Below are 26,387 nucleotides of genomic sequence, written 5' to 3'. Positions count from 1 at the left end.
GAGGTCGGTGACATCGAGGTCGGACAGGCGCCGGCGCAGGTCGCGTTCTCGCCCGACGGCCGGTTCGTCCTCGCCTCGATCAGCGCCCAGGACGAGGTGGTCAAGGTCGACATGTCCAACCGCGAGGTCGTGGGCAGGGTCGCAGTCGGGGACGGACCGATCCGGACCTACGTGGGTCCGGACGACCGCTGCGTCCTGGCCGCGAACCAGGGCAGCGACGACTCACCCGGCACCACGGTGTCGGTCGTCGACACAGTCACATTCACGGTGACCCGCACGGTCACGACGGGTAACGGTGCCCACGGGATGGTGGTCGACCCTCCGGACACCACGCCTACATCACCCACCGCTACGAGGACGAGGTCGCCGTCCGTGGCCTGACCTCGAGGTCGTCGCGCCCCGGTCGGGGACACCCCCAACGGCATGAGCTTCTCCACCGCACCGGTCCGCCGCAGGCAGCGGTCACGATCGACGTCCCGCAGGTCGGGGTGAGACCGACAAGGAATCCGACAGCCATGACGACCACGGCGACCACGGCGACCACGAGATGTACCCGGCCATCACGTTGGTGACAGTCGGCTGGTCGGAGGGTGATGCCGTGCTCGGCGAAGTGGACGGCGGCCCGGGTCAGGAAACCGGCGCAGGTCTGGGCCTTATCGTCGTCGTGGATCTTGCTGTAGGCCAGGCGGGAGTGGTCATCGACCATCGAGTGCACGTAGTCATAGCCGATCTTGACCTTCTTGTCCCGCTGGTGCCCAGACGCGGCGCTGCCGTGGGCGCGCCACCCGCCGCCGTCGGGGATCTTGCCGAGCTTCTTGACGTCCACGTGGACCGGCTCCCCGGGCCGCTCCCGCTCGTACCGCACGGCGGTGGACCTGGAGGAGCGGATGACCTCCCCGGTCATCGGGTCCAGGCACCGTAGGTAGGCCACGCCCGCACGGCGCAGCACCCGCGAGACCGTGCGCGGCGCCAGGCCCTGCTCGCCGTAGCGGGCCAACCAGCGGTGCGCGCACTGGCGCGAGATGCCCATCGCCTTGGCGGCGTGCGCGACGGCCCACCCCTGCTCGCGCACCCGTTGTACGGCAGCTGGCGACCGTGGACGGTCAGCCGGGCATCAGCGTTGGGGGCATAGACCTCCGGGCGTGGGGTATGACTCTTGACAAGCCACACCCCACCCGGAGGTCCTCCTCACGTCAACACCCCACTGTCATCTGGCTGGGGACATCTAGCCTGCGGCTTCTCACGCGGCCATCAAGGAGCACCTGTTCTCCGTCACTGCGCGCACCACCCACGCGCGTGAGCATCTCGGAGCTGGGTGCTGTCGTCCTGCTCGGATCCGATAAGCGAGTGCAGGCCGTGGCGACAGATGACCTGCCCGTCGCCTGCGCCCAGGATCGTTTCTGCAGGGCGTCGACGATCCGGCCATCGCCGGCGAAGGTGGCGAACCGGCGCTCAGGGTGCAGGGGGCGGCGGCGCCCGGGCAGAGACAGCACCATCATTTCGCAGCGCAACGGCGGCTGGTCACCGGTGGCGTCGGCGGCGAAGCGGGTGATCGGACCATCGTGGGCTCGCCATGGGCGATCAGGTCGACAGGGCCGTTGCTCTCCCCGAACTCGGCCAACCTGTGCAGCGTGGGCGGAGCAGAAGACGTCCCCGTCGAAGGTCAGTGCCACACCGGCGGTGCCCGGCAGGGAGAGGTTCGGCATCAGGGTGGTCGTGCTACTCCATACGGTTGTGGCCGCGTCGTAGGATGCTGCCCATGACGCGCGAGAAAGAGGTGCTCCTGGAGCACCTCGAGGCCGAACGTAGGCACGTGCTGGCTGCGGTGCAGGGCCTGAGCGAGCAGGACATGACCAGCGTCGCTGCTCCCTCGGGCTGGTCTGTCGCGCAGCTGGTGAACCACCTCACCTACGACGACGAGATCTTCTGGGCAGGTGCGGTCCTGGGCGGTGACCCCGAATGCATCGCCCTGATCCAGGACGGTTGGAAGGCACCTGTGACATCTGGGGCCGATGCGCTGGCCGGGTACCGGCAGTGGTCGCGGCGCAGTGACGCCGTGCTCGCGCACACGAAGTTGGACACCCCGCCGCGATGGTGGCCCCCCGCGGAGGTCTTCCCATTCCCAGCGTTTGTGGACGCACGCAGCTGCGTACTCAGGCTGCTGGTCGAGACGGCCACCCACGCCGGTCACCTCGACATCGTTCGGGAACGAATCGACGGTCGCCAACACCTCGTCGTCTCCTAGCGAACAGGGCAACCGCCCGCTCCGCTGTCTGCGGCTACGTGTCTTATTGACGTCAGGATCGGGCCCGGCCGGGCTCGGTCTGAGGTGACCGGGGTTGCCGCTCTCCGTGCGGCTGCCCACGCTTCTGGTGTGAGGCTCACATTTGGCCTGCGCTGCCCCGGTCACCGCCAGGGCCGGGAGAGGCTCGAGAGTGGTATGCCCAGCCGTACGTAGCGGTGCCCTCCCGGCTCGACACCACCTGTTGGCACGAGCAAGGGAGCAGAGCAATGGACATCGAGGTTGCGCGGGTCGTGATCGGGATGGACCCGCACAAGCGCAGCGTGACGATCGAGGTGATGACCGCGGATGGGTCTGGGCGGTCGAGGGCTGCGCCGGGATCGGCAAGCACGTCGCCGACCGGCTGGTCGCCGACGGTGAGTTCGTGGTCGACGTGCCGGCGAAGATGTCCGCGCGGGTGCGGGTCTTCGCCACCGGGGCAGGGCCGCAAGACCGACGCGACCGATGCCCACTCCATCGCCCTGGTCGGGGTGCGTTTGTCCGGGCTGCGTCCGGTCGTGGCCGACGAGCAGCTGGAGGTGCTGCGGATGTGCGTGGACCGGCGTGCCTCGCTGGGTCGTGAGCACACCCGCAAGGTGTCCCGGCTGCACAAGCTCCTGCTCGAGCTCATCCCTGGCGGGGCCAAGCGGTCGCTGTCCGCGGCCCAGGCCAAGGGGCTCCTGCGCAAGGTCCGTCCGAGCACCGCTGCGGGCAAGGTCCGCAAGGCCCACGCCGCCGAGCTCGTGGCCGACCTGGCCACGATCTACGGGCGCAGCCAGGCCGCGGACAAGGAGCTGAAGGCGCTGGTCAAGGCGACCGGCACCACCCTGCTGGACCTGCAGCGCATCGGCCCGTCCGGTGCCGCCCGGCTGCTCGCCGAGGTCGGCGACGTCACCCGGTTCCCCGACCGCAACCACTTCGCCTCCTGGAACGGCAGCGCCCCGATCGACGCCTCCTCCGGGGACCACACCCGCCACCGGCTCTCCCGCAAGGGCAACCGACAGATCAACAGGGGGGACCGCTGCACAGGTAGGCGTCACGTCCCACGAGGCGTCGGTCCCAGTTGGCGGGGCGGTTACGACCCGAACTTTGTCCATCGGCCTTCGGAGACCACCTCGACTGTGCCGTCGACGACCTTGATGGCCGTCTGCTCGTCGATGGCGTAGGACGGGATGCCGATGTCGGCGGCCCACTGCTGTGCGTGGGCGAGGGTGTTCGTCGGGAAGGCGTCCAGGTGCGGGAAGATCGAGAAGTCCACCATCCCCAAGGTGCGGTCATCCGGTGCGGACGGCCACTCCACGAAGACGTCCCCGACCCGGGGTGTCATCACCATGCTTCCGGCGCTCACTCCGACCCACACCGTGCCGGGCAGGGACGGCAGCAGGTCGGCCAGGCCGGACTGCTGCATCCAATGGCACAGGTACGTCGCGTCCCCGCCGTCGACCAGGAGGACGTCTGCCTCCCGGACCCAGGGGACCCATCGCTCTGCGCCGATGGTGGGCAACGCGGTGAGCTCGAGGACGCCCAGCGACGCCCAGCCCAGGCCGGAGAGGTGCTGCCACCCGTCCTCGGCGGCCAGAAGGCCGCGCACAGACGTCGGACCACACAGCGGGTGACCCCACTGTGCTGTCGGTACGACAAGCGCATGACACTCGGCGACCGGCTTGCCGAGAAGCTGGACGAGAGCCGTGTGAATGCTGGGGTTCGTGACGCCGCCCGACGTCAGCAGCAGCTTCAAGGCGCCTCCGCGGTTCTTGTGAGGAAGGTAGATGCACCTGATGACCCGGGCTCCACACTGGAAGTCATCGTAGGCGCCGCGACTTTCTCCTAAGCCTCGTCTGACACGCCGAAGATCAGTGCCCTCCAGGCGGCAGAGGAGTGCGTAGCCAGCAACGCCGCTTGCCCCATGGGTTGCCGCAGGTGAATCGGGAGCTGTGGAACGACGAGGCCGCGAACTTCGATGACGAGCCGGACCACGGACTGGGCGACCCTGGTGTGCGAGCGGCGTGGCGTGAGGCTCCTGCTCGATGTGCTTCCGTCGGCGCCGGCTCGGGTCGCCGAGCTGGGTTGTGGCACCGGCACGCTCACTCGGTTGCTCACCGACGCGGGTTACGGCGTCGGTGGGTTCGACTTCTCGCCGGAGATGATTCGCCGTGCCCGCGTCAAGGTTCCCGAGGCTCAGTTCGTGGTCGGAGACGCGGCCAGCCCTGCACTCGACCCCCGGTGACGACGTCGTCCTGTGCCGACACCTGCTGTGGGCTCTGCCGGACCGCCTCAGGCGATCGCGCGATGGGCCGACCTCCGGGGCCCGCGTGGAACCGTGGTCCTCGTCGACGGAAACTGGTCCGCCGGTGCGGGTGTGACTACCGCCGAGTGTGAGCGCATCGTGCGCACGGTCCGTGACGACGTGAGGGTTCGACCACTTCCCGACCCCGTCTACTGGGGCCAAGGCGATCGACGAAGAGCGGTTCTTCCCCCACGCCGGTGCCGGCCTCGGGGTGGGGCAGCTGGCCACCGGCCCCGGCCCACTCGGAGGATGAACGGCATGCACCCCAACCTGCTCCGGCTGGACCGCCTCGCCGCGCACCTGGCCACGGACCCGCACGTGCAGGCGGTCCTCGGCCTGGGCTCGGCCGGCGCCGAGACGCACCGGTTCGACGACCACTCCGACATCGACTTCTTCCTCATCATCGACACCCCCGACAGCAAGCACCGGTACCTGCAGGACACCAGCTGGCTCCAGGGCTTCGGTGGCAACGTCGCGTACAGCTTGGTCAACGACCCGAACGGGAGGAAGGCACTGCTGGCGGACGGGCTGTTCCTGGAGTACGCGATCTTCACCCCGGACCAGGTCGCGGCCCTGCCGTTCACCGGGGCCCGGGTGGTCTGGTCACGTGGATGCTACGACCCGCTCGCCCTCGGCGCGGCGGTGCCGGCCGCCACCGCGATCGACACCGTCGGCTTCCACCTCAACGAGCCCCTGACCAACCTCTACGTCGGTCTGCACCGCGAGCTGCGGGGTGAGCACCTGGCCGCCATGCGGTTCATCCAGGTCTACGCCGTCGACCGCGTCCTGGCGCTGGTGCGGCTCGACCCCGCCACGACGCTGGACCACCCGGACCACTTCGAGGCGACCCGCCGCATCGAGCGAGCACGACTACCCCGCGGCCTACCGCTGCACCGGATGGTCCCGGGCTACACCGGCAACCTCGACGCCGCACGAGCAGTGCTGGCATGGCTCACCGCTCACCACGACACCGACCCCGCCATCGTCGCAGCGATCCGCGAACTGACCACGACGCTCGACACCCAGAACAAGACCGACAGCGCATAGATGCCACCTCGGCAGAACCGGACGTGTGGTAGTCCTCGTCGCGTGGTTTCAGTTCCTAGGCGTCGACGACGCCTCCGCTGTGGACCGGACGGACCTCGTGCTGCGTCGAGCTGCGACCGGGCTTCCTGGCGCTGGGCTACTGCGGGGTCCCGTCGTCCTGGGCATGAACGACGCGGCGCTGGCAGCTTCCCGACCGGCTCCGGCGGCGCCTCTGTCGACCATATTGTTCGTCACCGTCTTCGCCGGTTCCTTCTTCATGCTCGTGCCGATGTTTCGGGTACTTCCTGGGGTGGCTTGCCGCTGAACGAGCTCGCGCCGGGGCCACGCTGCTCAACATCTCTGCCCGAGACGATCGCCGGCCGACCTAAGACCAGCCCCGGCATGATCGCCGACCGGCACGAGCAATGCAGCGTCGTCTTCGCCGACCTCGTGGGGTTCACGGCCCACTCCAAGGGCAAGGACTCCGCCCGCATCGTCGGAGAGCTGAACACGATCTTCTCCCGCTTCGACGCTTTCCCTCAAGCACCGGGCGGAGAAGATCAAGCGATCGCCGACGGCTACCTGGCCGCCTGGGGGCTGCCCGACCCCGATCCCGACCATGTCGCGCATGCCTGCGACCTGGCGTTGGCGATGGTGGCGGCGATGCCTTCGCTTGATGCTGAGCTCGGCACGCCTTTTCAGCTGCGGGTGGGGTGGAACACCGGCAGCACAGTGGCTGGCATCGTGGGCTCCTCGAAGTTCGAGCCGCTGGGCGCAAAGGACCTCAAGGGTGAGGGGATAGGAATGACGGACATGTACGCGGTGGTGAGCCCTGCATCAGGTCGCTCGCCATGAAAGGAATTGCGCAAGAGGCATCCCGGCTCGCCTCGCTGCTCCCTCGGGCGCCCCTTGGCCACACCTTCGAGGCAACCTCGATGGGGCATTTCCGGACGTTCACCGACACCGGCAGTGGATCCAAGGGAACGAGGCGGGCTCGTCCGGCGTCCGACCTCCATGATGGTGACCAACGTTGGCGCAGCCTTGTCCGCGGGCGCGGCCGCGCTGGTGCTGTGGAGTTGTGGTGACCTGTCTCCGGCTGCAACCACAGCTACCCCTGGCGGGCACGGAGCGGTTGTGCAGGTCTATGAGGACGTCGCGTTCTACCCGGCCTGCGGCAACGAGGTGCTCGACCTGAACGGCACCACCTGGTACCAGCTCCTCCCGGACGAGCAGGACATCCTGGACCAGGGCCGCGACCCGGAAAGCTCAGTGGGCCCGGCCTCGCCCGAACGGTTCACGAGCGTGGGTAGTTCTGCGATCCCTGCCGAGGTGCCGATGATGACCCTGAGGGGTGGGATCCACGTTCCGATGGTCGTTGCACCAGGACCCGGCGACGACACAGGAGAGGTCACCGTCTTTACCGACGGGCTTGCGCTGTTCGAGTCCGACAGCGGAGACCTGACCACGTGGCTCACCACGGAGGAACGCACCTACACCTGGGCCTGCTGACACACGCAGACTCGACACCGGGGTACCGCATCACGGGACACATGGGACGCAGAGCGGCAAGACAAGGCGTTTGTCATCCCCTTGGTGCGTCTCGACGTAAGGACGACCGAGAGCCATGACCACCGCGATGACGACGGCTATCGTCACGATTCGCAGGAGGTGTGACCCCGTCAGATCCTGAACGATCGCCCCGACGATCGAGGCAGACCCAGCGGCTGCGGAGCCGAAGAGCACGACCCTCCAGCTGCTCGTGCGGTTGTCTTCTGACACCCCAGCACTTTCCCTCGACACGGGTCTCACCCTGCCATGCCGAACGGGAGGCCATCACTGTCGGCGGCACAAGAGGTCGTTCTGGTCGCGGAGGTTCGCCGGCGGCCCTGTTGAGCAGGTGGCCCCCGCAGTGGGCGCGGCGCTTGGGTCAGCCGGTGTGCCTAGGACCCTGCTGAACAATCAGCGCGTCGCGCGGGCTTGATCGGGGCACGGTTGCGATCCTTGTTTCATGCAGGGTGAGGCTGATCGGCAGCGGGAGCTGTTGGACGTGGAGGCGTTGGCGGGGCATCTGTTGGTGCCGGGGAGCGTGTTCGCGTTCCTGGCGCAGCATCGGCTGGAGCTGTTCCCGCCGAGCATGTTCGTCGACCTGTTCCCCTCGGGTCGGGGTCGGCCCTCGATCCCGCCGGAGGTCATCGCCTCGGTGCTGGTGCTGCAGTCCTTGTACGGGCACTCCGACCGGGAGGCGGTCGATGCGCTCACGTTCGACCTGCGCTGGAAGGCGGCGTGCGGGTACGCGGTCGACGGGGCCGGGTTCCACCCGACGGCGTTGACGGTATGGCGCAAGCGTCTGGCGGCGAGTGAGTCTCCGCAGCGGATCTTCGAGGCGGTGCGGGAGGTCATCACGACCACCGGCGCGCTCACGGGCAGGGCCCGGCGGGCGCTGGACTCCACGGTGCTGGACGACGCGGTCGCCCGGCAGGACACGATCACCCAGCTGATCGCCAGCATCCGCCGGGTCGGCCGCGACGTGCCGGGCGCGACCGCCCTGGTAACGGAGCGCTGCACCCGATTGGCCGCGCTCACCGGGGGCGACTACAGCGCCACCGGCAAGCCGCGGATCGCCTGGGACGACGAGGCCGCCCGGGAGGAGCTGGTCACCGCGCTGGTCGACGACGCCCTGGCGTTGCTGGCCGCGCTCGACGCCGCCCACCACGACGAGCACGGGGCACCGGACGGCCTGGTGCTGCTGTCCGAGGCGGGTGGCAAGCCGGCCGAGGCGGTCACGCTGCTGGCGTTGGTCGCGGGGCAGGACGTCGAACCCGCCGAAGGCTCCGACGGCACCGACGGGCGGTGGCGCATCGCCCGCAAGACCGTCCCGGACCGGATGATCTCCACCGTCGACCCCGACGCCCGGCACGCGCACAAGACCCGCGAACGACGCCAGGACGGGTTCAAGGCCCATGTCGTCGTCGAGCCCGACACCGGCCTGATGACGATGGTCAAGCTGACCCGGACCAACGGGACCGACAACTCCGACGCGAGCGTGGGTGCCGACCTGGTCACCACCGACCCCACCATCACCGGCACGCCCAACGCGCCGGTGCAGGTGCTCGGCGACTCCGCCTACGCCTCCGGTCCCATGCTCGCCACGCTCGATGCCCAGAAGTGGACACCGGTCCTCAAGCCCTGGCCGCTGCGGCCCGCGGTGGAGGACGGGTTCACCCTGGACGACTTCACCCACGACCCAGCCGCGGGGACGTTGACCTGCCCGGCCGGGACCACCCGCGCGATCAGCCCCAAGGGGAAGGTCACCTTCGGCGCCGCCTGCACACACTGCCCGCTGCGGGCCCGGTGCACCACCGCGGCCCGCGGTCGTAAGGTCACCCTCGGTGAGCACCACCAGCTCCAGCGGCAGCACCGCCAACGCGCCGTCGAGCCCGACTTCCAGGCGATCTACCGGCAGCACCGGCCGATGGTCGAACGCTCGATCGCCTGGCTCACCACAGGAGCACGCCGCGTGCCCTACCGGGGCGTGGCCAAGAACGACGCCTGGCTGCACCACCGAGCCGCCGGCCTGAACCTGCGCCGTCTCCTCAACCTCGGACTGACCCAGCGGCACGGGACCTGGGCCATCGCCTGAGGGTGGGACCCCCACCGGGGCCGCTGGCCCTTGCCACGCCGCCCCGATCGAGCGCAGGATGGCCTCAGGCGGGCGGAACGCCCCGTTTGTCGCACCCACGGGTGCGGACCTCACTGCCGCAAGACGGTCTTGGCGGCGCTCCGCCCGCCCTCTCATACCGAGGCGCCCCCAGATCGCGCCTTGTTCAGCGCCCTCCTAGGGGTCAGCGGTCGCGGCTCTCTCGAGCTGTGCCCCCCGCGCGAGGGGGGTTCGGCGTTAGGGTGAAGTTGGGCTGCGGTTGTCGGCTCAGCCAGGGTCGCCGCCGTCCGGGGAGGCGTGATGGGCGCCAGTACCAGGGTGGGGACCGGTTCGGTGGCAGTGACCGGACACAGTGTGCGAGGGGACAGGGCGGCTGCGACGACGGCTGGGATCCTGTACATCGTCGGGACCGTGGCCGGGGTCCTCAGCGTGGTCGCCACGGCTCCGGTGCGCGGTGCGGCCGATCCGTTTGCTGCCGGCGCGCAGCACTCCGGCGGGGTCGTGTCGGGCGCGCTGCTGGTGCTCGTCATGGGGCTGTCGCTCGCGTTCGTCCCGGTGGTGCTCTTCCCGGTGCTGCGCCGGGTGGACGAGGTCCTGGCGATCGGCTATCTGATCGTGCGGGGAGCGGTCGAGACGGCCTGCTACGTCCTGTCCGCGATCAGCCTGCTGCTGCTCCTGCCACTGGGGGAGGTCATGTCGGCAGGACCGGGCACGGCGTCCACCGGCAGGCGTACGTCTGGGCGCTCTCCTGACCGAGCCTGCCGAGGTCGGCGCCGTGCTCGCGCTCGTGTTCTGCCTGGGTGGCGTGATGTTCTACGTTCTGCTCTTTCGGTCGCGCATCGTGCCCCGCTGGATCGCGGTGTGGGGGCTCGCGGCGATCCCCTTCTAGGTGGTCGCCCACCTGCTCGTGATGTATGCAGTCATCGGCGCCAACTCCACGGCGCTGAACCTGTTGGTCGTTCCCCTGGCCGTGCAGGAGCTGGTGCTAGCCATCTGGATGATCGCCAAGGGCTTCAACCAGGAGCCCCACTTCCCTCCGACGCCGAACGGGTCGTAGAACCATGCAGCCTCACGCGCCGCGCCTGAAGCGGGCAGGCGGTTTCGCCGCGTTGTACGTCGCGGCCGCCTACCTTGCTGCCATCCCCTACTTCGTCTTCCTGGTGGACTACCCCAGCGTCACCGACCCGGCGGACAAGGTCACGCTCCTCGTCGAGCAGCACACGAGCATGTACGTGATGCACCTCATCTCCTTCGAGTTCGTCGCGCTCGCGCTGATCGTGGTCACCCTCGGGGTCTACCAGCACCTCTACGAGCACGCTCCTGCCACCAGCCAGGTGGCCTGCGCTGTCGGGCTGATCCGTGCCGGTCTCCTCCTGGCCAGCGTGATGGTCTTCGACCACGGCATGTCCGTGGTCGTGGACCAGCAGGCCGCGGCTCCCGAGCAGGCGGTGGCTGTGTGGCGGGTGATCGAGCCCGTCGCGGATGCCCTGGGTGGAACCGGCGGCGACGTCCTGGGCGGCGTGTGGCTGCTGCTGGTGAGCTGGGGGGCGCTCCGAGCGAGAACGTTCCCGCGCGCGCTGAACTGGCTCGGCCTCACCGTCGGTACCGCCGCGTTGCTCTCGGCGGTGCCGGGCCTGGGCCTGCTGGAGGTGGGGGCCGGCCTGCTGATGATCGCGTGGTTCCTCTGGTTCGGCGTCGTCACGGCATGGCCCCGATCAACAACGTCCGCGCCGGGTCACTGACTGGTACCGGCACCTGTGACCGGTGGGCGTGATCGCCACCAGCAGTGCGACACGCCTCACCAGGGCCTCTGGAAAGCCGGTCTCGGATGCGGGCAGGCGCTGACGGGGCACGTGCTCGCGCGGCTCGCGTTCATCGGCGGAGTTCGCGACGTCACGACCATCGGCATCTGTGGCCGATCCGAGCGGCCTGAGCCAACATCCGACTCTCGCGGAGTCGCGGTGTCACGCACCCTCAGCGGTCGCGGCGGCGCGCCCAGCGGCTGGGGGAGTGACGCGGGGACGACAACCCGCCATCCTTGCCGGCTGCCGACCCCGATGGGGCGGGCGTGCCGGGTGCTGACCTTGTCTGCGGACGTGTCCAGTTCGTGCCGGGTGAGTGCTCGACCGATCTCGGAATGGGGCGCCGACGAGGTGACCGGGGGGACGGTGTCAGGATCGGGCCGAGGGGTCGAGCCGAAGATGGTCGGTGAGCAAGGAGGTCGGTGGGTCAAACCCGGGGGGTAGGAAGTCTTCCGGGTCCACCCATGTGAGCTGTCGCCACGGCCGCGGACAAGGAGGGAACCCGAAGACAGCTGGACGCCTTGTCCACCTCTGTCAGTTCGGGGACGACCGGCGCTACGACCCCAGGTACCCAGCGGTGGCGTGCCGGCGGGGACGCCCACTTGGTGTGGGGGCCGGGCGGTGGGGGCCGGATCGTCGACTCCGGTCGCTCAGGTCCGGGCGAGCGCGGCGTCGACCGCGGCCAGGGCGTGGATGCGCGTCGTCGGGAAGACGGGTACCTGGGTGCGGGGATCGTCTGGGTCGATGAGCAGCTCGATCTCGGTGCATCCCAGGATCACCCCTTCCGCGCCGTCGGCGACCAGCGCGTCGATGACCTCCAGGTAGCGGTGCCGCGACTTCTCGCGGACCACGCCCAGGCACAGCTCGTCGTAGATGACTCGGTGCACGTCTGCCCGGTCCCGCGCCGTGGGCACAAGGACGTCCAGGCCGTGCTGCGCCAGGCGCGCGGTGTAGAAGTCCTGCTCCATGGTGAACGCGGTGCCCAGCAGGCCCACGCGAGTCAGGCCTGCGTCGCCCACGGTGGCCGCTGTCGCGTCGGCCACGTGCAGCAGCGGGATCCCGACGGCGGCCTGGATTGTGTCGGCCACCTTGTGCATCGTGTTCGTGCAGATGAGCAGCAGTTCGGCCCCACCGGCTTCGAGCAGGGCTGCCTCGGCGGCCAGCAGCTCCCCGGCGGCGCCCCAGTCGCCCGCGACCTGCAACGCCTCGACCTCGGCGAAGTCCACAGAGCCGAGGATGACCCGCGCTGAGTGCAGCCCGCCGAGCCGTGTGGCGACCTCCGTGTTGATCAGGCGGTAGTACTCGGCCGTCGATTCCCAGCTCATCCCGCCCAGCAGCCCGATTCTGCGCATGGGCGCAGGCTATCCGGGCAGCTGTACGTGATGGGGTGGGGCGCCCGGAGGGTCCCTGGCCGGCCCGTGGGACTACCTACACGAGCGACCGTGGCGCTACCGTGAAGCGGCCTCGGAACAGCGCAGCGTCAATCGGTCTGGGCTGTGAGCCCGATGGCTTCAACGCCTTCAACGGCCGCGGCTTCATCGTTGTCTGATGTATCGCCCGTTACCCCTACGGCGCCAACGAGGTTGCCCTCGGTGTCGCGCAGGAGCACACCTCCCGGCACGGGTACCAGAGCACCGCCGACCGCAGAGGTGACGGCGGCGATGAAATGGGGTTGCTGCTCGGCTCGGCCCATCAGCGCCCGCGAGCCCAGCCCCATGGCTATGGCGCCGTGTGCCTTGCCGTGAGCAATGGCAAAACGCCCGTTCGAAGATCCGTCCTCACGTTCGGCTGCCACCACATGGCCCCCAGTGTCGAGGACCACCACCGTGAGCGGCTTGAGTCCACGTGCATGGGCGGCGGCGCGGACTTCAGCGATCAGGCCACGGGCTGCGTCAAGGTCGATGCTCATCGAGATGCTCCTTCGATCTGGGGTCTCCGCGCGGCGTAGCCCGGCACGGAAGAACCCTATAGGTGCTGCTTCTGAACCTGCGCGAACTCTGGGACTTGCCGCCCCCACGGAGTATCCCGCTGGTCCGTTCCTGAATCGTGGTTGATGCGGCTGCACGGCTGCATTGCACCCGTCCTGCCCGCAACGATGTCATCGGCCGATTCTGCCGGCTCACAACCGTCGCTTCAGGCAGGCGGTGTCAGGTGCTGCGACGCTGCTTGGGGCTGGAGCGCGCGATCAGCGACAGAACTGCCTCATACCCCTGGGGGTATACTCTCGAGGGGCGGAAGGAGATCTGATGCACGCTGGACCGCGTCAGCACGGCGTCCTCGTGTTCACCACCCCACCTGCTCCTGGTGCAGCCGCGTCAGGACCTACCCGTGCGAGCAGAAGGTCCCGATCCGGGAGATCGACGGTCGGCCGGTCGTCGGCTTCGGCAGGCCTGCCATCGACCGGCTGCTACGCCTGGCCCGGTGCTGACGTCGCGGCCCGCTCCTTCACCCCAACCCCCACACACCGGCAGGAGAGACACCCCATGAACGAGACGCTCTGGCCCATGGGCTCCCACATGCTCAACGAGGTTTTGGAGGAGAAGAGTGTCACCGTCAGCGGCCTGGTCATCGACCCCGACGACCTCCTCGCGGTCATCGGGCGCGCCTGAGGCACCCGCGTCGGACCCCGCGGCCCAGTCGGGATCCGGCTTTCCTCCGGAGGTGACCCCGGTGCGCACCGACCAGCGACGGCCGTTCTACTGGCATGCCTTCTTCCTCGCCGTCACCACCAGCTTCACCGAGGTGAACACGGTGATGCCCGCGCTCGTCATGGCCGCCGGCGGCACCGTCGTCGCAGTGGGTGCCCTGACCGCGATCATGATCGGGCTGCCTCTCGTCTCGCAGCTGCTGTTCGCCGGGTTCCTGTCGACCCGGGAGCACAAGAAGCCCTTCCTGCTCCTGGGCATCTACCTGCGCGTGCTCGCACTGGCCGGAGCCGCGGTGGGCATCGCCGTGCTCGGCTCCGACCCGCGAGTCATTGCGGTCGTCTTCGTCGCGATGGCCCTCTTCGCTCTGAGCGGCGCCTTCGCGGGCGTCTCCTACACCGAGCTCGTGGGGACCCTGGTGCGGGTCGAGCACCGTCGTGCCTTCTTCGTCCGTCGCCAGGTGATCACGACGATGGGGCTGCTGGTCTCGGCGCTGGCGGTCCGGTTGCTCCTGGGCGCCGCCGACCTCCCGGACGGCTACGTCTTGCTGTTCGCCCTGGCGAGCACCTTCCTGCTGTTCGCCTCGCTCGGGTTCTGGCGGTTGGTCGAGCCGTCCTCGGCCACGCCCGGCGCACCGCGCGGCACCACTCTGGGGGCCCTGCGCCAGGCTCCGCAGCTGCTGCGGGAGGACCAGAACCTGCGGACACTGATCCTCATCGCCAACCTCGGCGCCCTCGGATTCACCTCGATTCCGCTGGTCACCGCACTGGCCCACCGCAGCTACCCGCTGACGGCCGGGACGGTGGGGACCTTCGCGCTCGTCCAGATCGTCGGCATGCTGGTGTTCAGCCCGGTATGGAGCCGGCTGATCGGCCGGGGAGGCTTCCGGCTGGTCCTCCGGGTGGAAATGGGGATCGTCGCCGTGCTGTTCCCACTCGCCCTGCTCCTGGCCGGCACCGCCCCGCTTGGCGTCTACGCTGCGCTCTACCTCCTGACGGGGGCGGTCGTCTCGGCCCACAAGATCGCCATCGACGGGGCCCTGGTGCAGATCTCGCCCGACGCCCGGCGCAGCCTCTACGCCGGCGTCTTCGGGGCAGCCAACCTCGGCGCTGCGCTCCTGCCCCTGATCACCGGCATCCTGGCCGGGACGCTGGGCTTCACCGTCGTCTTCCTGGCGGCCTCGGCCGCCGCCCTGCTCGCGCTCCTGCCCCTGCGCAAACTGTCCTGCGGGGACTGGTTCCGGACCCTCTGACGCCTCGGCGCAGGGAGGCGGCCCCCGTTACTCCGCCCCCGCTGGGTCCGGTCCACGCGGCGAGCGTAGGCCTCTCATTGGTGCTGTCAACGTCGATCGAGTCGATGTGGAGGTCGGTGGGTGCGCGGCGAGCAGACGACCGCGCATGTCGCGGACCGCCTCGGCGCCATGTGCAGAGCGACGACCATGCGATGGCGGTCACCGTGAGGGCGCCGTCGGCTGAGCCCGAGCAGGTAGCGCTCTCGATCAGGGACTGAAGCATTTCTGCGAAGACCGCTTCGTCACGCCCAGGGCCAGTCCGACACTCAGCCACGAGTCCCCGCTCGGAGAGCGTGGGTCGGAGCCGGTCGGCGCAGATGATGCGGTCGGCTTCACCGGCAGGCATCGACAACAGCTCCAACCAGTTGTCTGTAGGAGGAGTGACGCGCGTCAGCATCAGGCTTTCCGATCGGAGGGTCAACCCTCGGTCAACGACGGCGAGCATCCCGCGGGCGCGCTCCCGATATGGCCGGAAGGCGGCGAAGAGACGCGCCTTGCCGGCGGATGGACGCACTTTCCTCCGCACGAGCCGGCTCATGTATCCATGTGGGCGCCACGATCGTCTATGGGGTGTTCGTCTCAGTCACGTCACACCTTGGAGGACAACATGACTCGCAACGTTGGAACCGTGGACAGGGCCATCCGCACCCTCCTGGGGCTGGGTGCTGTCGCGTGGGGGTTCTCGCTCGGAATGGCAAGTGCGGCGGGCATCGTGCTGACCGTCGTGGCAGCGGTGCTGCTGGTGACGGCGGCCGTTGGCTTCTGCCCGCTCTACCGTTTGCTGAGCATCAGCACCGACGGTAGCCGGGACCACGCGGCGAAACCGGTCACCCGGTAGTCCGCAGTCCGCGAGGGCCTACCCTGCCGAGGATGGACGTCAAGGAGTTCGGAGACAGTGTGGTGAGGGAGGTACCGGGGCTGCTTCGCTACGCGCGCTCCCTCACCACAGACCCTGCTCGCGCCGAGGATCTGGTCCAGGAGACCATGGTCAGGGCGCTGGAGCGGGCGGCCGGATTCCGAGGCGAGTCCTCGCTGAGCACCTGGCTGCACCGGATCCTGCACAACGTCGCGGTCGACTCGATGCGGCGCGACCGTGAGGTACCCGCGCAGGACGTCGTCGCCGACGAGGTCGAGCGACGATGGCAGCACGACAGCTACACCGTCGACGCCACCGAGGTAGCTGCCCGTGCGGAGACCCGCGCCGACCTGCTGGAAGCCCTGACCCACCTGCCGTTCGCCTACCGCACCGCAGTCGTGCTGCACGACGCCGAAGGGATGACCATGCGAGAGGTCGCACAAGTGCAGGGAGTGAGCCTGCCCGCGGCAAAGCAACGCCTGCGGCGCGGCCGCATGATGCTGGTTACGGAGCTGGCACGGGGACACGAGCGGCGCAAAGCCCTGAAAGGGGTGCCCTTGCGGTGCTGGGAGGCCCGCAAGCAGATCAGCGAGTACATCGACGGCGATCTCGACGGTCCCTCGGCCCGTCGAGTGGAGACGCACCTGGAGAGATGCCCGACCTGCCCTCCGCTGTACGCCGCTATCGTCGCCACCACCGAGGCACTCCACGACCTGGCAGAACGAGACCCTGACTCGGTGATTCCGCCTCCCCTGGTCCATCGCCTGCAAGACCCGGTCGAACCACGCACTGACGTGCCGCCCCCCGGGCCGTGAGAACCACGTCATCCTTCGCAGCCAAGGCATGCACGTCCTGGCACAGGCCGTCTTCGCCACCCTTGCTGGCCCCCTTCTCCGGCAGCCCGGGAGTGCGTCGCTGACCAGCTCCCCCTCAGGTTTCGGTCCAGCGCCCGTCCCGCCTGGGTGACCCACCGACCGGCCGACCCCCGCGAGACGCCCGGCTGCCTGGACACCGCGACCATCGCCTCGGTCTCCGAGGGCTACTCCTGCTGGTGCTCAAGCACGACACTGCCAGGCCCGAGCCCGCAGACCGGGATCGGCTCCGTCGCCACGTGCTCATCTTCCCGGGCTGAAACAGGAGCGCCATTGCTCCTGGCAGTGAGGGGGGTGAGGTCCCGATAGATGCCGACCAGACGTTCGGCCCCCGCCGAGCTGTCGAACCGTCCGGCGATCGTCGCGGATCTCTGCTGCCACCCCGCGTACTCGCACCGGTCACGCTGCAGGAGGGCAACGGCGGCGGCAAACGTCCCGTCGTCGCATCGGAAGATGTCGTCGCCGAAGGTGTCGTCATACTCCGGTATGTCGCGCGCCACGATCGGCAGGCCCACGCCGGCAGCCTCGAGGATGCACATCGGGTGGTTCTCCTGCTCGGCGGGCAGGCAGAAGACGTCAGCCGCCTGCAGGTACTGCTTGACCTCTGGGTGCGGCACCACGTCGGTGAAGAGCAGGTTGTCCGGTGCCCGCTCCATGAGGCGCCGCATCGAGCCGTACTCCGCCCCCATGTGCTTGAACGGAATTCCTCCCACCCAGATGAACACCATGTCCGGATGCTGACGCGCGAGCAGGTCGAAGACGTCGATCCGCTTGCGCGGCTGGACCTGGCCGACGCCCACGACGACGAACGCGCCCTCGGAGATGTGCAGGTGCCGGCGCGCCGACGCCCGGGCTTCGTGCGTCGTCCGGTAGGCCCGCATGTCGATGGTGTTGTGGAGGACCTCGATCTTGCTCTTCGGGACCTTGAGCTCGTCCTCGAGGACCCGTGCCACCGCGCTCGACACCGCGAGGACCGTGTCGGCCTTGTTGTAGAACCACTGCATGTAGCGCCGTGCGACCGGACGCCAGTACTTCGCCAGTCGGATGGAACCGATCAACGAGTCGGGGATCACGTGCGCCGATACGACCTTCTTCGCCGTCGGGTCGAGGATCTTCCGCCACATGGAAGACCCCATGGTGTGGAGGTGGTAGACGTCGCACTCCACCTTGTCGCGATAGCCACCTCGCACCAGCGTGATGTCATCGCGCCGCTCCAGTGCCGTGGCCAGCTCGATGTATGCCGTGTGCACTCCGTGCCCTTGCACCGAGATGTCGCTCTCGCTCGCCATGTTGACGATCAGGTTGTTGCCGACATGCCCGCCCTTCACGATGCCCACCAGGGGAAGCGGTGCAGGAGGAAGGTGCGGCAGCGCATCTTTGACATCCCCGCCAGGTAGCAGAACGGGTCGTCCGAGGCGACGGGTACGGCGGTGATCAAACCCAGGCAGGTGGCGGCGATGACCAGCGCGTAGACCATCAGGGCCCACGGTCCGACCCCGGTGAGGACGTCCTGGTGCCGCCCGACCGAGGTCAGCACCAGGACGCCCCAGACCACGAGCACGGCCCACCCCAGCCAGCCGACGACGGTAGCGCGACGCGACCAGCGGAAGAAGGTGGTGACCGTCCGTGACCGGGTCGGGGTCGCTCCTCTGCCAACGCCCGTGCCGACGGCGGTGCCAACAACGGTGCCGACGGCGCCGGGACGGGTGATGCGGGCGGTGTCCCGGCCGGCCGCCACGACGATGCTCATGCTGCCCCCACCGCGGTCCCGACGCAGCCGCGGGCACGATCGTAGGTCGCGCAGACGGCGTCCACGAAGGCGGCGCGTCCGAAGCCAGATGCCGTCTGCAGGGCCCCGTGAGCCCACCGTCGACGCAGCGCGGGGTCGCGCAGCACCCAGGTCATCGCCCGGGTGAACTCCTCGGGCTCGCGGTAGCGGCGGCCGTTGCGACCGTCCTGCACGATCCCGTCCAGCGACGCGTCGTCGCGGCACAGCACCGGGACACCGCTGGCCAGGGCCTCCAGGAAGGTCAGACCCTGGGTCTCGCTGCGGGAGGCGGAGACGAAGACGTCGGCGAGGCGGTAGTAGTCGGGCACCTGGGCAGGGTCGACGGCGCCGACGAAGCGGACCCGGTCCGTCATGGCGAGGCGCTCCACCTGCCGGCGCAGCGCCCCGGCCTGCGGCCCGTCACCGGCGAGCACCAGCTGCCACGGCTCGTCGCGGACGCCGGCGAGCAGGTCGATGGTCTCGGTCACGTTCTTCTCGGCTGCCAGCCGACCCAGACTGAGGATGACGGGTATGCCGGGGGTCAGCCCGAGGGAGTCCCGCAGCGTCTCCGAGGGGGGACCTGGTGTGAACCGGGTCAGGTCGACCCCGGTGGGGACGACCGCGATCGGGACGCGAACCCCATACCCCCGGAGCAGCTGCTCGATCTTGGCGGTGGGTGCGATCACGGTGGTCGTCCGGTTGAGCGTCTGCCGCGCGAAGCCGGCGCACAGGGCGCGGCCAGTGCCCCTGTGCGGGAAGAAGTAGTGGGTGTAGTCGGCGTAGAGCGTGTGGTAGGTGTGCACGTGCGGCGCGCCGAGCCGGTCGGCCAGACGGCGGGCCCACCAGAACGCCACGAACTCGGTGTGCGAGTGGAGCACGTCCGGCCGCCACGCGACCAGGTCGGCAAAGGTCTCGGAGTCGACCGGGCGCCCGACCCTGGCGTGCGGGTAGATGTGGCTGGCGTCCAGGGACGGGAGCCGATAGACGCTGCCGTCGAAGGTGGTGCGCCGCACGGTGCCGACGGTGAGAACGCGGACGTCGTGCCCGGCGTCGAGCAGCCCTTGGCGCAGCTCGTCGATGGAGGTGGCCACGCCGTTGACGGTCGGCCGGTAGGAGTCGGTCAGCAGTAGGACACGGCGCGGCCGGGCGGCGCGCGAACCTGTGCCCAGGCGGCTGCTGGACATCCCCATGCCTTGATGGTGACGGACGGAGGCCGGATGCGTCATCATCCTGAGGTACACGGCGAGTCGACCGTGGACCTAGATGTGCCGTCGGCGGGTGGCCGGCGGCCTCGTCGTGGCGGCGGTCGACATGCCTTCAGCCTGGCCCGGCACGCTCAGACTGCCGGTGGGTAGCCGGGGCCGAGCGGGATACCAAGGTCGAACCACACGAGGAAGACGATGACCCAGACGACGGAGATCACGACGGAGTGGGGAAGCATCACGCGATGACGGTACCGGTCCCGGACTTCTTGTCGTAGCGCGAGCCGCTGGGCGAGGCTTCCCGCAATGACCTGAGGAAGGTTGGTCCAGTTGAAGTAGGCGATGAGCTGGCTGATCATGAGCAGCATCAGCACCATGGCGCCCAGCCCTGGAAGGTCTTGACGATGGCGGCGATGACGTCGTTCGCGCTACGCATCGTGCCGGCCCCCACGCCGTAGGCGACGCCCGAGACAAGGAAGGCGGCCATGATGATGAACAGCAGCCGATGAGCGCGAAGCGCGACCCTCGCCGATCTGCCACAGCCTCGATCCCTCCGTCGGCCCGGGCGGCCCGGCTCCCCTCGGGCGGCACCCATGTCCCCAGTCGGGGTACGACATAGCGTTCGGTCACCCAAGGCCGCTACGGGCTAGAGGAGGAGCGACGTGGCAATCATGAAGTAGTAGGTGGCGACGATCGTGACCGGCCCGCCACCGGCGAGTGCGATCGACTCGTTGGCAATCTCCGTGATCATGCCGTCGGTCGGCGTGAAGATGATGTTGACCATGAAGATCGCTGCGACCCCGCGAAGCCGGAGGCGACCGAGGAGATCACGCCGACGAGGACGAGCATGAGGGTCAAAGCCCAGCGGGTGCGCGCCGCGGACGAGGCGGCGGATGAGCGATCCGAGCAGACCCGCCTCCTCGGCGACGCCGGTGCCGAGCATCGTGATGAGACCACGGCCACGACGCTGAACCCGACGAAGTTGTTGACGAATGACGAGAAGATGAACGGCACGCCCTCGACCGAGACGAGGCTGTTGATGCCGACGTCCTCCGCGATGATCTCCCAGTCGTCGGGTCCTGTGAATCAGGAAGGATGACGCCAGGGGCGGTGGTGTCCTCGTAGTAGTCGTACTCGGCCGCTGCCCCCCCGACGGCACGGCGATCTGCTCGGTCACCGACCACCCAGCGAGGTTGAGCACCCAGGACAGGGCGATGACGAGGAGGATGAGGTAGCCGAACATTCAGCACCGGATGCGGGACCTTGTTGCCCACCCGCTCGATGGTGCCGAGAAGCCTTTTGGCGGCTTCCACATTGCGTCGTTGAGGAATGTGCACGTGACGGGCAAGGTCAGTTGTTCGGCGCCGGTGTGACCGTGCGCATAGCGCCCCGGAACAGGGGTATGTTGCGCAAATGGAAGGCGCGCCTCGCCAGGCGGTGGTGCTCATTCACGGCATCGGTGAGCAGCAGCCCATGGACACGCTGCGGGGAGCACTCGCCTCGGCCGGGGTCCGCAAGTTCAGAAACAAGCCGGACCGGTTCTCCCAGGGCTATGAACTGCGCCGCTTCGCGGCTGAGGGGACCGCCTCCCGGCCCCCCACGGACTTCTTCGAGCTGTACTGGGCGCCCCACTTCGGCCCCGGGCGGCTCGGCGCCACGCTCGCCTGGGCTCTGCGCCTCCTCGTCCGGCGCCCTTTCTGGCACCTCGACCCCCAGCTTCGCGGCGCCATGGGTGTCCTGCAGGTCAGCGTCGTAGCACTGGCCGTCGCGATCGTGTGGCTGCTCGCGCGCCGGTTTGGCGAGGACGGGTTCGTCGGCGCGATCGGGTGGGCGAGCGGCGTCTTCGCCGCCGTGGCCGCCGTCGTGAATCTGGTGGCCGGGTATGTGGTGACCCGGGTGCTCGCCGACGCGGCCCGCTACCTGACCCCCAAGCCGGAACACGTCACGGCCCGGAACGCGATCCGCCAGGAGGGGGTGCAGCTTCTGCACTCGTTGCATGACTCCGGGGCCTACCAGCGAATCGTGGTGGTCGGGCACAGCCTGGGGTCGGTGATCGGCCTCGACATCCTGCGCATCACCTTTGACGAGCTCCGGCACCCGAACCCCGCAACCCCCGAGCCGAACGACGAGGCAAAGCGCTTCAGCACGGTCGTGCGGGACCTGCCGGCGACGCCGACCAGGGGCGAGGTGGATCTCTTCCAGCAGGGGCAGCGGCGGCTGTGGCGTGAGCTGCGGGCACGGGGAGCACGGTGGCTGGTCACGGACTTCGTGACCCTCGGCTCACCGCTGGCCCACGCCCCGCTGCTGCTCGACGGCAAGCGCGCCACCCTGCGGCAGCGGCAGGAGGAGGGCGAGTACCCGACCTGCCCCCCGACGGGGGACATCCTCTACCCCCGCACCTACGAGCTCGAGGACGGGCGCAGACGCACCGGACTGGTGCTCGACCACGGGGCAGTTTTCGCGGCGACCACCTGGTCCAACGCGTGGTTCCCCGTCCGGCGGGTGTTCGGCGACCCGGTGGGCGGGCCCCTGGCCCCGATCTTCGGGCGGGGCGTGAAAGACGTTCAGGTGCGCCTGACCTCGCGGCGGCGGCACCGACGGCAGGAGCTCTTCCTCGCCGCCCACACGACATACTTCCGCCGGGACCTCGACGACGACGCCGAGGCCGCCCATGTCGACTCGGGTGCCGACGAGGCCGCGAAGGCCGCGGCGGCGAGCGTCAGGGACGCTCGCAAGGCGCTCGACGAGGAGTCGCGGACGAAGGTGGCGCACGTGGCGTTCGAGGCCATGCTCCTGCTCAACTCCAGGCGGGGAGTGCCGCTGCCGCCACCGCCCGCGCCCCGAAGCCGGTCCGCCCAGGACTTGCCGCCCCCTGACCAGCTCTGATCTCGCAAGGATGGCAGCCGCCGGGGGCCGGAAGTGGGGGACAGGTGCAGGGCACTCCATGAGTTGCCGGGGTTGGCCGCAGGATCCACCACGGCGATGCAGCTCACGAGGTTGCACACCCAGGTCAGCCTTGACACTCAGGCGGAGGCGAAACTCACATCGGTCATGAGAAGGCTCGCCGAGGGACGAGCCTTCGATGGAGCCGTCATTGTTCGCGACCGACGTCACTCGTAGGCTTGACCAGTGTCCTCTCAGCCCGTGGGTGCGCCTGTGTGGCGGCGGTTGAAGCCACGGGTCGTGAGGCTGGTTGCCCGACTGGCGGAGCTGGGTGGGCGCCCGGGCGACTCCCGCGACGAACGACTCCGCGCGGGCACCCTCATTCTCGCGTCCGTGCTCATCGCCCTGCTCTCGGTGGTCTGGGTGAGTACCTACCTGGCCTTCGGGTATCCCCGATCGGCGGCGATCCCGGCGCTATACCAGCTCGTCACTCTCATCGGACTGCTCGCTCTGGTGCGGACACGGCGATTCGACGTGTTCCGCACGTCCCAGCTGCTCACGATGCTCGTCCTGCCGGCGCTGCTCCAGGCATCGCTCGGCGGCTTCGTCGCCTCCAGCGCCATGGTCCTGTGGGCACTGTTCGTGCCGCTCGCGGCCCTCGCTCTTCTGGGCGTGCGGCAGTCGCTGGTGTGGTTGGTGACGTTCCTCGGCGAGGTGACGGTCCTGGCCGTGGTCGACCCGCTTCTCGTGCAGCAGGCGGCCGACCTGCCGCGCGGCATCGTCATCTGGTTCTTCGTTCTCAACGTCCTGGGAGTCACGGTGAGCGCGTACGTCATGCTTGCGTACTTCGTGGAGCAGAGGGCTCGGGTGCACCGCGCTCTGGAGGTCGAGCGTGAGCGGTCCGAACGACTGCTGCTGAACGTGCTCCCCGAGCCGATCGCTGCTCGCCTCAAGAACGGGACCGGTGTCATCGCCGAGCGTCACGACAGCGTCAGCGTGCTCTTCGCCGACCTGGTGGGCTTCACCGAGCATGCACTGCTCATGGCGCCCGAGGACCTGGTGGCGCTCCTGGACCGCATCTTCACCGCGTTCGACCACCGCGCCGGTGTCGAGGGAGTCGAGAAGATCAAGACCATCGGGGACGCCTACATGGTCGCCGGGGGCGTGCCGCAGGCACGGCCCGGCCATGTCGAGGCGGTCGCCCGGATGGCTCTGGCGATGAGGGAAGACATCGCCGCTGTCGCCGCAGACACGGGGCAGACGTGGCTCGACGTCCGGATCGGGATCGACACCGGTCCGGTCGTGGCCGGGGTGATCGGGCGCCGCAAGTTCATCTACGACCTGTGGGGTGACACCGTCAACACTGCCAGCCGTATGCAGTCCCACGCACTGGCCGGGCAGATCCACATCACAGCTCGTGTCGCGGCCGTTCTCGGGGACCACTTCGTCGTCCTGCCCAGGGGGGCCACCGTGGTGAAGAGCAAAGGTCTCATGGAGACCTTTCTGCTCGAGGCGGCGCGCCGCCGAGTTCCCGACACGGTGGCAGGGGAGGACCGCCAAGAAGAGTAGGTGTTCTGCCCACGCAGAGCGGCCACAGCTCCGGACGCTTCGCGGACGAAGGATGCATTCAGAGGACACGGTCGGAGGCGGTGGGCAGGGGATGATCCGGGTAGGTGCCATCCTGGTGGTGTCGGGCTTCGGGTGGCTGGGTGCTCGCTGGCCCGCTGGTCGACGGTCGGCTCCTGTCCTCCGAGAGCTTGGCTGAGATGCCCGACGTCTCCGATGACGACGATGGGACGGGAGTGGGCTCGGTTCAGCCATGACCCGCTGTCGCTGTGCAACCTCCTGGCACGTTGCCGTGGGACAACGCGAGCTCTACGCCGCCGTCGCTGAAAGCCGTACGCGGAGTTCCGTGCGCCCGCGGTCTGTTCACCTGCCGTTGACATTCGCGAGACCGGGAGGATGGACCTCCGCCCGAGATGGTGCGGGCCTAGCCTGGCCCTGAGTCGTATGCCGACCCGACCCGGCTGTCAGCCGCGGTCCATCACTCGCCGGATCTCCACCCCCGCGCGGTATGGGGATCCGGGTTCTGGCAGCAAGGCGGCCAGGCGCATCGCGTCGTGGAGGTCGGGTGCCTCGATGAGGTAGTAGCCGCCGACCACCTCCGTTGCCTGCGGGTACGGACCGTCGAGTTGGTGGTCTTTGGTGTCCGTGGCGTGCAGTGCAGGGCGGCGATCTCCGCCTGAGGTCGGTAGACACCGACGACGCCGTCGGGCGTGTCGGATGCAGTTCGCGCCAGGTGAAGCGACTCCAGACAAGCGGCGATCAGCAGGTGGTCCCAGCGTGCCCGGTCCTGGTCCTCGAGGGCGACGAGCGTGCCGGTAGGTGTCATCCTTGCCGGCCGTCGGGCGTGCTGCAGCAGGACCAGGGCCTGCAGGGAGTGCGCCTCGCCGTGACCGGGCAGCAACCACGTGGCCAGCTGGGCCAGGTCGATCGCCTCATCGGCCAGCTCGTCACGAACCCCGTCGCCGTCGGTCGCGGAGTACCCCTCGGTGAAGAGCAGGTAGATGACGGCGAGCACCGCGCCGACCCGGTCCTCGATCTGGTCCATGGTCGGGACGGACAGCGTCAGTCCCGACTGGACGAGCTGCTTGCGCGCGCGAAGCAGCCGTTGGCTCATGGCGGGCCCGCTCACCAGGAAAAGGCGTGCGATGTCACTGGTGGACAGACCGCTGACGGCCCTCAGCGTCAGCGCCACCCGGTCCTGCATGCTCAGGTCCGGGTGGCAACACGTGAACAGCAGCCGCAACCGGTCATCGGCAAACCCGCTGCCGGTGTCGAAGGTGGGGGCGGTGTCCTCGGTCAAGTCCGACCACGCCTGCAGAACCCTGGACTCGGTGTTCCGCCGACGCAGCACGTCGAGGGCGCGGCGGCGAGCCACCGACGTCAGCCAGGCAGCAGCGTTGTCAGGCACCCCGTCTCGCGGTCAGGTCAGCAGCGCCCGTTCGGTCGCGTCCTGTGCGCAGTCCTCGGCGAGGGCCCAGTCCCCCGTGATGCGCAGCAGGCCAGCCACGACCAGGGGCCACTCCGCCCGCACGGCGGCCTCCAGCGAGGACGCAGAGCAAGCGCTCATCTGCCCGTCCCTACCCCTCGTCGAACGGCCACATCGCCCGAAGCTCGATGGCGCCCTCATAGGCCATGGCGTGACCGGAGGCGATCTCGACAGCCTCCTGCATCGACTCGCAGTCCAGGACGTCGAACCCGGCCACGAGCTCGCTGGCCTCGGTGAACGGACCCTGCGACACCAGCAGCTCACCCCCGCGGACACGCACGGTCATGGCCTCGACGGCGGGGCGCAGCCGGTCACCCATGACGTACTTCCCGGCGTCGTTCGCCGACTGCCACCACTGGTCCACATCGGGAGCAGCGTCACGGTCGTCTGGCGTGGGGGGCACGGGCGAGTCGTCGACGTCTCGACAGACCAGCATCAGGTATTTCATGGCGTTCTTTCTCCAGGGTTGAGGTACGAGCATCGAACCCGGTCACATCGACGGGTCAGGGTGACGACGAACGGTCGGGCGCGAATCCGACAACCTGGGCCCAGGATCCGCGGAAACGGTCGAGGCTTGGTGGAACACCACTCGGCCAAGGCACTCCCAGCGCCCAGTTCTGATGGATCATGTCACCACTGGGTTGCTCCAGCGTTCGTGTCCGGTTTCGGGCTGAGGATCAAGCAACATCTGTACGGTCTTCGTGACACCTGTAGGAGGGTGCGCGATGAGCACGAGCGATGCCTCGGTCCCGAGGAAGCGTCGA

27 protein-coding genes and 3 pseudogenes are annotated in these 26,387 nt (G+C 68.9%); 17 read left to right on the top strand and 13 right to left on the bottom strand.

Going from position 1 to position 26,387, the window contains the following annotated elements; genetic code table 11:
• Positions 1-592: 592 nt before the first annotated feature.
• Positions 593-1,170, bottom strand: a pseudogene (locus tag ACI3ET_RS10840) (leucine zipper domain-containing protein); the annotation flags it as partial.
• A gap of 580 nt (positions 1,171-1,750) precedes the next feature.
• Between ACI3ET_RS10840 and ACI3ET_RS10835 the strand changes: the two are divergent.
• Positions 1,751-2,245: a mycothiol transferase gene (locus tag ACI3ET_RS10835; protein WP_405033057.1), complete on the top strand. Its 495-nt coding sequence runs from the start codon at positions 1,751-1,753 to the stop codon at positions 2,243-2,245.
• Positions 2,246-2,772: 527 nt separating this feature from the next.
• On the top strand, positions 2,773-3,447 hold the full coding sequence (locus tag ACI3ET_RS10830) for a transposase (RefSeq protein WP_405033056.1): 675 nt from the start codon (positions 2,773-2,775) through the stop codon (positions 3,445-3,447).
• Here ACI3ET_RS10830 and ACI3ET_RS10825 read toward each other — a convergent pair.
• Positions 3,357-4,019 carry a Type 1 glutamine amidotransferase-like domain-containing protein gene (locus ACI3ET_RS10825; RefSeq protein WP_405033055.1) on the bottom strand — a complete coding sequence of 221 codons (663 nt, stop codon included), beginning with the start codon at positions 4,017-4,019 and terminating at the stop codon, positions 3,357-3,359. The two genes, ACI3ET_RS10830 and ACI3ET_RS10825, sit on opposite strands and share 91 nt — an antisense overlap.
• Before the next feature lie 222 nt (positions 4,020-4,241).
• On the opposite strand from ACI3ET_RS10825, the gene ACI3ET_RS10820 reads away from it, so the two are divergent.
• From ACI3ET_RS10820 to ACI3ET_RS10780, 9 genes and pseudogenes are all read left to right on the top strand, one after another.
• On the top strand, positions 4,242-4,508 hold the full coding sequence (locus ACI3ET_RS10820) for a class I SAM-dependent methyltransferase (protein WP_405033054.1): 267 nt from the start codon (positions 4,242-4,244) through the stop codon (positions 4,506-4,508).
• Between the two features lie 318 nt (positions 4,509-4,826).
• The gene (locus ACI3ET_RS10815; RefSeq protein ID WP_405033053.1) at positions 4,827-5,615 is read left to right on the top strand and encodes a hypothetical protein; all 789 of its coding nucleotides are present in this window, start codon (positions 4,827-4,829) and stop codon (positions 5,613-5,615) included.
• Between the two features lie 381 nt (positions 5,616-5,996).
• The gene (locus tag ACI3ET_RS10810) at positions 5,997-6,449 is read left to right on the top strand and encodes an adenylate/guanylate cyclase domain-containing protein (RefSeq protein WP_405033052.1); all 453 of its coding nucleotides are present in this window, start codon (positions 5,997-5,999) and stop codon (positions 6,447-6,449) included.
• A 159-nt stretch (positions 6,450-6,608) separates the two neighbouring features.
• Positions 6,609-7,103 carry a hypothetical protein gene (locus ACI3ET_RS10805; RefSeq protein ID WP_405033051.1) on the top strand — a complete coding sequence of 165 codons (495 nt, stop codon included), beginning with the start codon at positions 6,609-6,611 and terminating at the stop codon, positions 7,101-7,103.
• Positions 7,104-7,602: 499 nt separating this feature from the next.
• Complete coding sequence (locus tag ACI3ET_RS10800) at positions 7,603-9,234, top strand: IS1182 family transposase (RefSeq protein WP_405033050.1); 1,632 nt, start codon at positions 7,603-7,605, stop codon at positions 9,232-9,234.
• Between the two features lie 318 nt (positions 9,235-9,552).
• Positions 9,553-9,936: pseudogene (locus ACI3ET_RS10795) on the top strand (DUF4386 family protein); the annotation flags it as partial.
• A 91-nt stretch (positions 9,937-10,027) separates the two neighbouring features.
• Entirely contained in the window at positions 10,028-10,141 is a 114-nt protein-coding gene (locus ACI3ET_RS10790; RefSeq protein WP_405033049.1) for a DUF4386 family protein, read from the top strand.
• Positions 10,142-10,309: a hypothetical protein gene (locus tag ACI3ET_RS10785; RefSeq protein WP_405033048.1), complete on the top strand. Its 168-nt coding sequence runs from the start codon at positions 10,142-10,144 to the stop codon at positions 10,307-10,309.
• Between the two features lie 4 nt (positions 10,310-10,313).
• The gene (locus ACI3ET_RS10780) at positions 10,314-10,994 is read left to right on the top strand and encodes a DUF4386 family protein (RefSeq protein ID WP_405033047.1); all 681 of its coding nucleotides are present in this window, start codon (positions 10,314-10,316) and stop codon (positions 10,992-10,994) included.
• A 710-nt stretch (positions 10,995-11,704) separates the two neighbouring features.
• On the opposite strand, the gene ACI3ET_RS10775 is transcribed toward ACI3ET_RS10780, so the two are convergent.
• A complete protein-coding gene (locus ACI3ET_RS10775) occupies positions 11,705-12,406 on the bottom strand; it encodes an aspartate/glutamate racemase family protein (RefSeq protein WP_405033046.1) in 702 nt (233 codons plus the stop codon).
• A 128-nt stretch (positions 12,407-12,534) separates the two neighbouring features.
• Positions 12,535-12,963, bottom strand: a complete 429-nt coding sequence (locus ACI3ET_RS10770; RefSeq protein WP_405033045.1) for a GlcG/HbpS family heme-binding protein — start codon at positions 12,961-12,963, stop codon at positions 12,535-12,537.
• A 574-nt stretch (positions 12,964-13,537) separates the two neighbouring features.
• Here ACI3ET_RS10770 and ACI3ET_RS10765 point away from each other — a divergent pair.
• The 4 genes from ACI3ET_RS10765 (at position 13,538) to ACI3ET_RS10750 (ending at position 16,661) form a co-directional block, all read left to right on the top strand.
• Positions 13,538-13,663 carry a hypothetical protein gene (locus ACI3ET_RS10765; RefSeq protein ID WP_405033044.1) on the top strand — a complete coding sequence of 42 codons (126 nt, stop codon included), beginning with the start codon at positions 13,538-13,540 and terminating at the stop codon, positions 13,661-13,663.
• Positions 13,664-13,724: 61 nt separating this feature from the next.
• Positions 13,725-14,951, top strand: a complete 1,227-nt coding sequence (locus ACI3ET_RS10760; protein WP_405033043.1) for an MFS transporter — start codon at positions 13,725-13,727, stop codon at positions 14,949-14,951.
• A gap of 583 nt (positions 14,952-15,534) precedes the next feature.
• Complete coding sequence (locus ACI3ET_RS10755) at positions 15,535-15,828, top strand: YgaP family membrane protein (protein ID WP_405033042.1); 294 nt, start codon at positions 15,535-15,537, stop codon at positions 15,826-15,828.
• Positions 15,829-15,860: 32 nt separating this feature from the next.
• Entirely contained in the window at positions 15,861-16,661 is an 801-nt protein-coding gene (locus ACI3ET_RS10750) for a sigma-70 family RNA polymerase sigma factor (RefSeq protein ID WP_405033041.1), read from the top strand.
• A gap of 224 nt (positions 16,662-16,885) precedes the next feature.
• On the opposite strand, the gene ACI3ET_RS10745 is transcribed toward ACI3ET_RS10750, so the two are convergent.
• The 5 genes from ACI3ET_RS10745 to ACI3ET_RS10725 form a co-directional block, all read right to left on the bottom strand.
• The gene (locus ACI3ET_RS10745; protein ID WP_405033040.1) at positions 16,886-18,046 is read right to left on the bottom strand and encodes a glycosyltransferase family 4 protein; all 1,161 of its coding nucleotides are present in this window, start codon (positions 18,044-18,046) and stop codon (positions 16,886-16,888) included.
• Positions 18,043-18,468 (bottom strand): hypothetical protein, encoded by a 426-nt coding sequence (locus ACI3ET_RS10740; protein WP_405033039.1) that lies wholly within the window; start codon positions 18,466-18,468, stop codon positions 18,043-18,045. The genes ACI3ET_RS10745 and ACI3ET_RS10740 overlap by 4 nt, the downstream gene beginning before the upstream one ends.
• Positions 18,465-19,676 carry a glycosyltransferase gene (locus ACI3ET_RS10735; RefSeq protein WP_405033038.1) on the bottom strand — a complete coding sequence of 404 codons (1,212 nt, stop codon included), beginning with the start codon at positions 19,674-19,676 and terminating at the stop codon, positions 18,465-18,467. The genes ACI3ET_RS10740 and ACI3ET_RS10735 overlap by 4 nt, the downstream gene beginning before the upstream one ends.
• A 146-nt stretch (positions 19,677-19,822) precedes the next feature.
• A complete protein-coding gene (locus ACI3ET_RS10730) occupies positions 19,823-20,065 on the bottom strand; it encodes an AbgT family transporter (protein ID WP_405033037.1) in 243 nt (80 codons plus the stop codon).
• Positions 20,066-20,334: 269 nt separating this feature from the next.
• Positions 20,335-20,631, bottom strand: a complete 297-nt coding sequence (locus ACI3ET_RS10725) for a hypothetical protein (protein ID WP_405033036.1) — start codon at positions 20,629-20,631, stop codon at positions 20,335-20,337.
• Between the two features lie 530 nt (positions 20,632-21,161).
• On the opposite strand from ACI3ET_RS10725, the gene ACI3ET_RS10720 reads away from it, so the two are divergent.
• Positions 21,162-22,574, top strand: coding sequence for a hypothetical protein (locus ACI3ET_RS10720; RefSeq protein ID WP_405033035.1), 1,413 nt, complete (start codon positions 21,162-21,164; stop codon positions 22,572-22,574).
• Between the two features lie 297 nt (positions 22,575-22,871).
• Positions 22,872-24,140: an adenylate/guanylate cyclase domain-containing protein gene (locus tag ACI3ET_RS10715; RefSeq protein ID WP_405033034.1), complete on the top strand. Its 1,269-nt coding sequence runs from the start codon at positions 22,872-22,874 to the stop codon at positions 24,138-24,140.
• Positions 24,141-24,601: 461 nt separating this feature from the next.
• Here ACI3ET_RS10715 and ACI3ET_RS10710 read toward each other — a convergent pair whose 3' ends face one another.
• The 4 genes and pseudogenes from ACI3ET_RS10710 to ACI3ET_RS10695 form a co-directional block, all read right to left on the bottom strand.
• Positions 24,602-24,733, bottom strand: coding sequence for a YciI family protein (locus tag ACI3ET_RS10710; protein ID WP_405033033.1), 132 nt, complete (start codon positions 24,731-24,733; stop codon positions 24,602-24,604).
• 143 nt (positions 24,734-24,876) lie between these two features.
• Positions 24,877-25,488: pseudogene (locus tag ACI3ET_RS10705) on the bottom strand (DUF6596 domain-containing protein); the annotation flags it as partial.
• A gap of 69 nt (positions 25,489-25,557) precedes the next feature.
• Positions 25,558-25,704 carry a hypothetical protein gene (locus ACI3ET_RS10700; RefSeq protein WP_405033032.1) on the bottom strand — a complete coding sequence of 49 codons (147 nt, stop codon included), beginning with the start codon at positions 25,702-25,704 and terminating at the stop codon, positions 25,558-25,560.
• Between the two features lie 10 nt (positions 25,705-25,714).
• Positions 25,715-26,059 (bottom strand): YciI family protein, encoded by a 345-nt coding sequence (locus tag ACI3ET_RS10695; RefSeq protein WP_405033130.1) that lies wholly within the window; start codon positions 26,057-26,059, stop codon positions 25,715-25,717.
• Positions 26,060-26,387: the final 328 nt, after the last annotated feature.

This window comes from Ornithinimicrobium jinqii (assembly GCF_045032595.1).
GTDB lineage: Bacteria > Actinomycetota > Actinomycetes > Actinomycetales > Dermatophilaceae > Ornithinicoccus.
The sequence above is the reverse complement of the archived record's forward strand: the minus strand, read 5'-3'. Positions and strand labels throughout refer to the sequence as shown.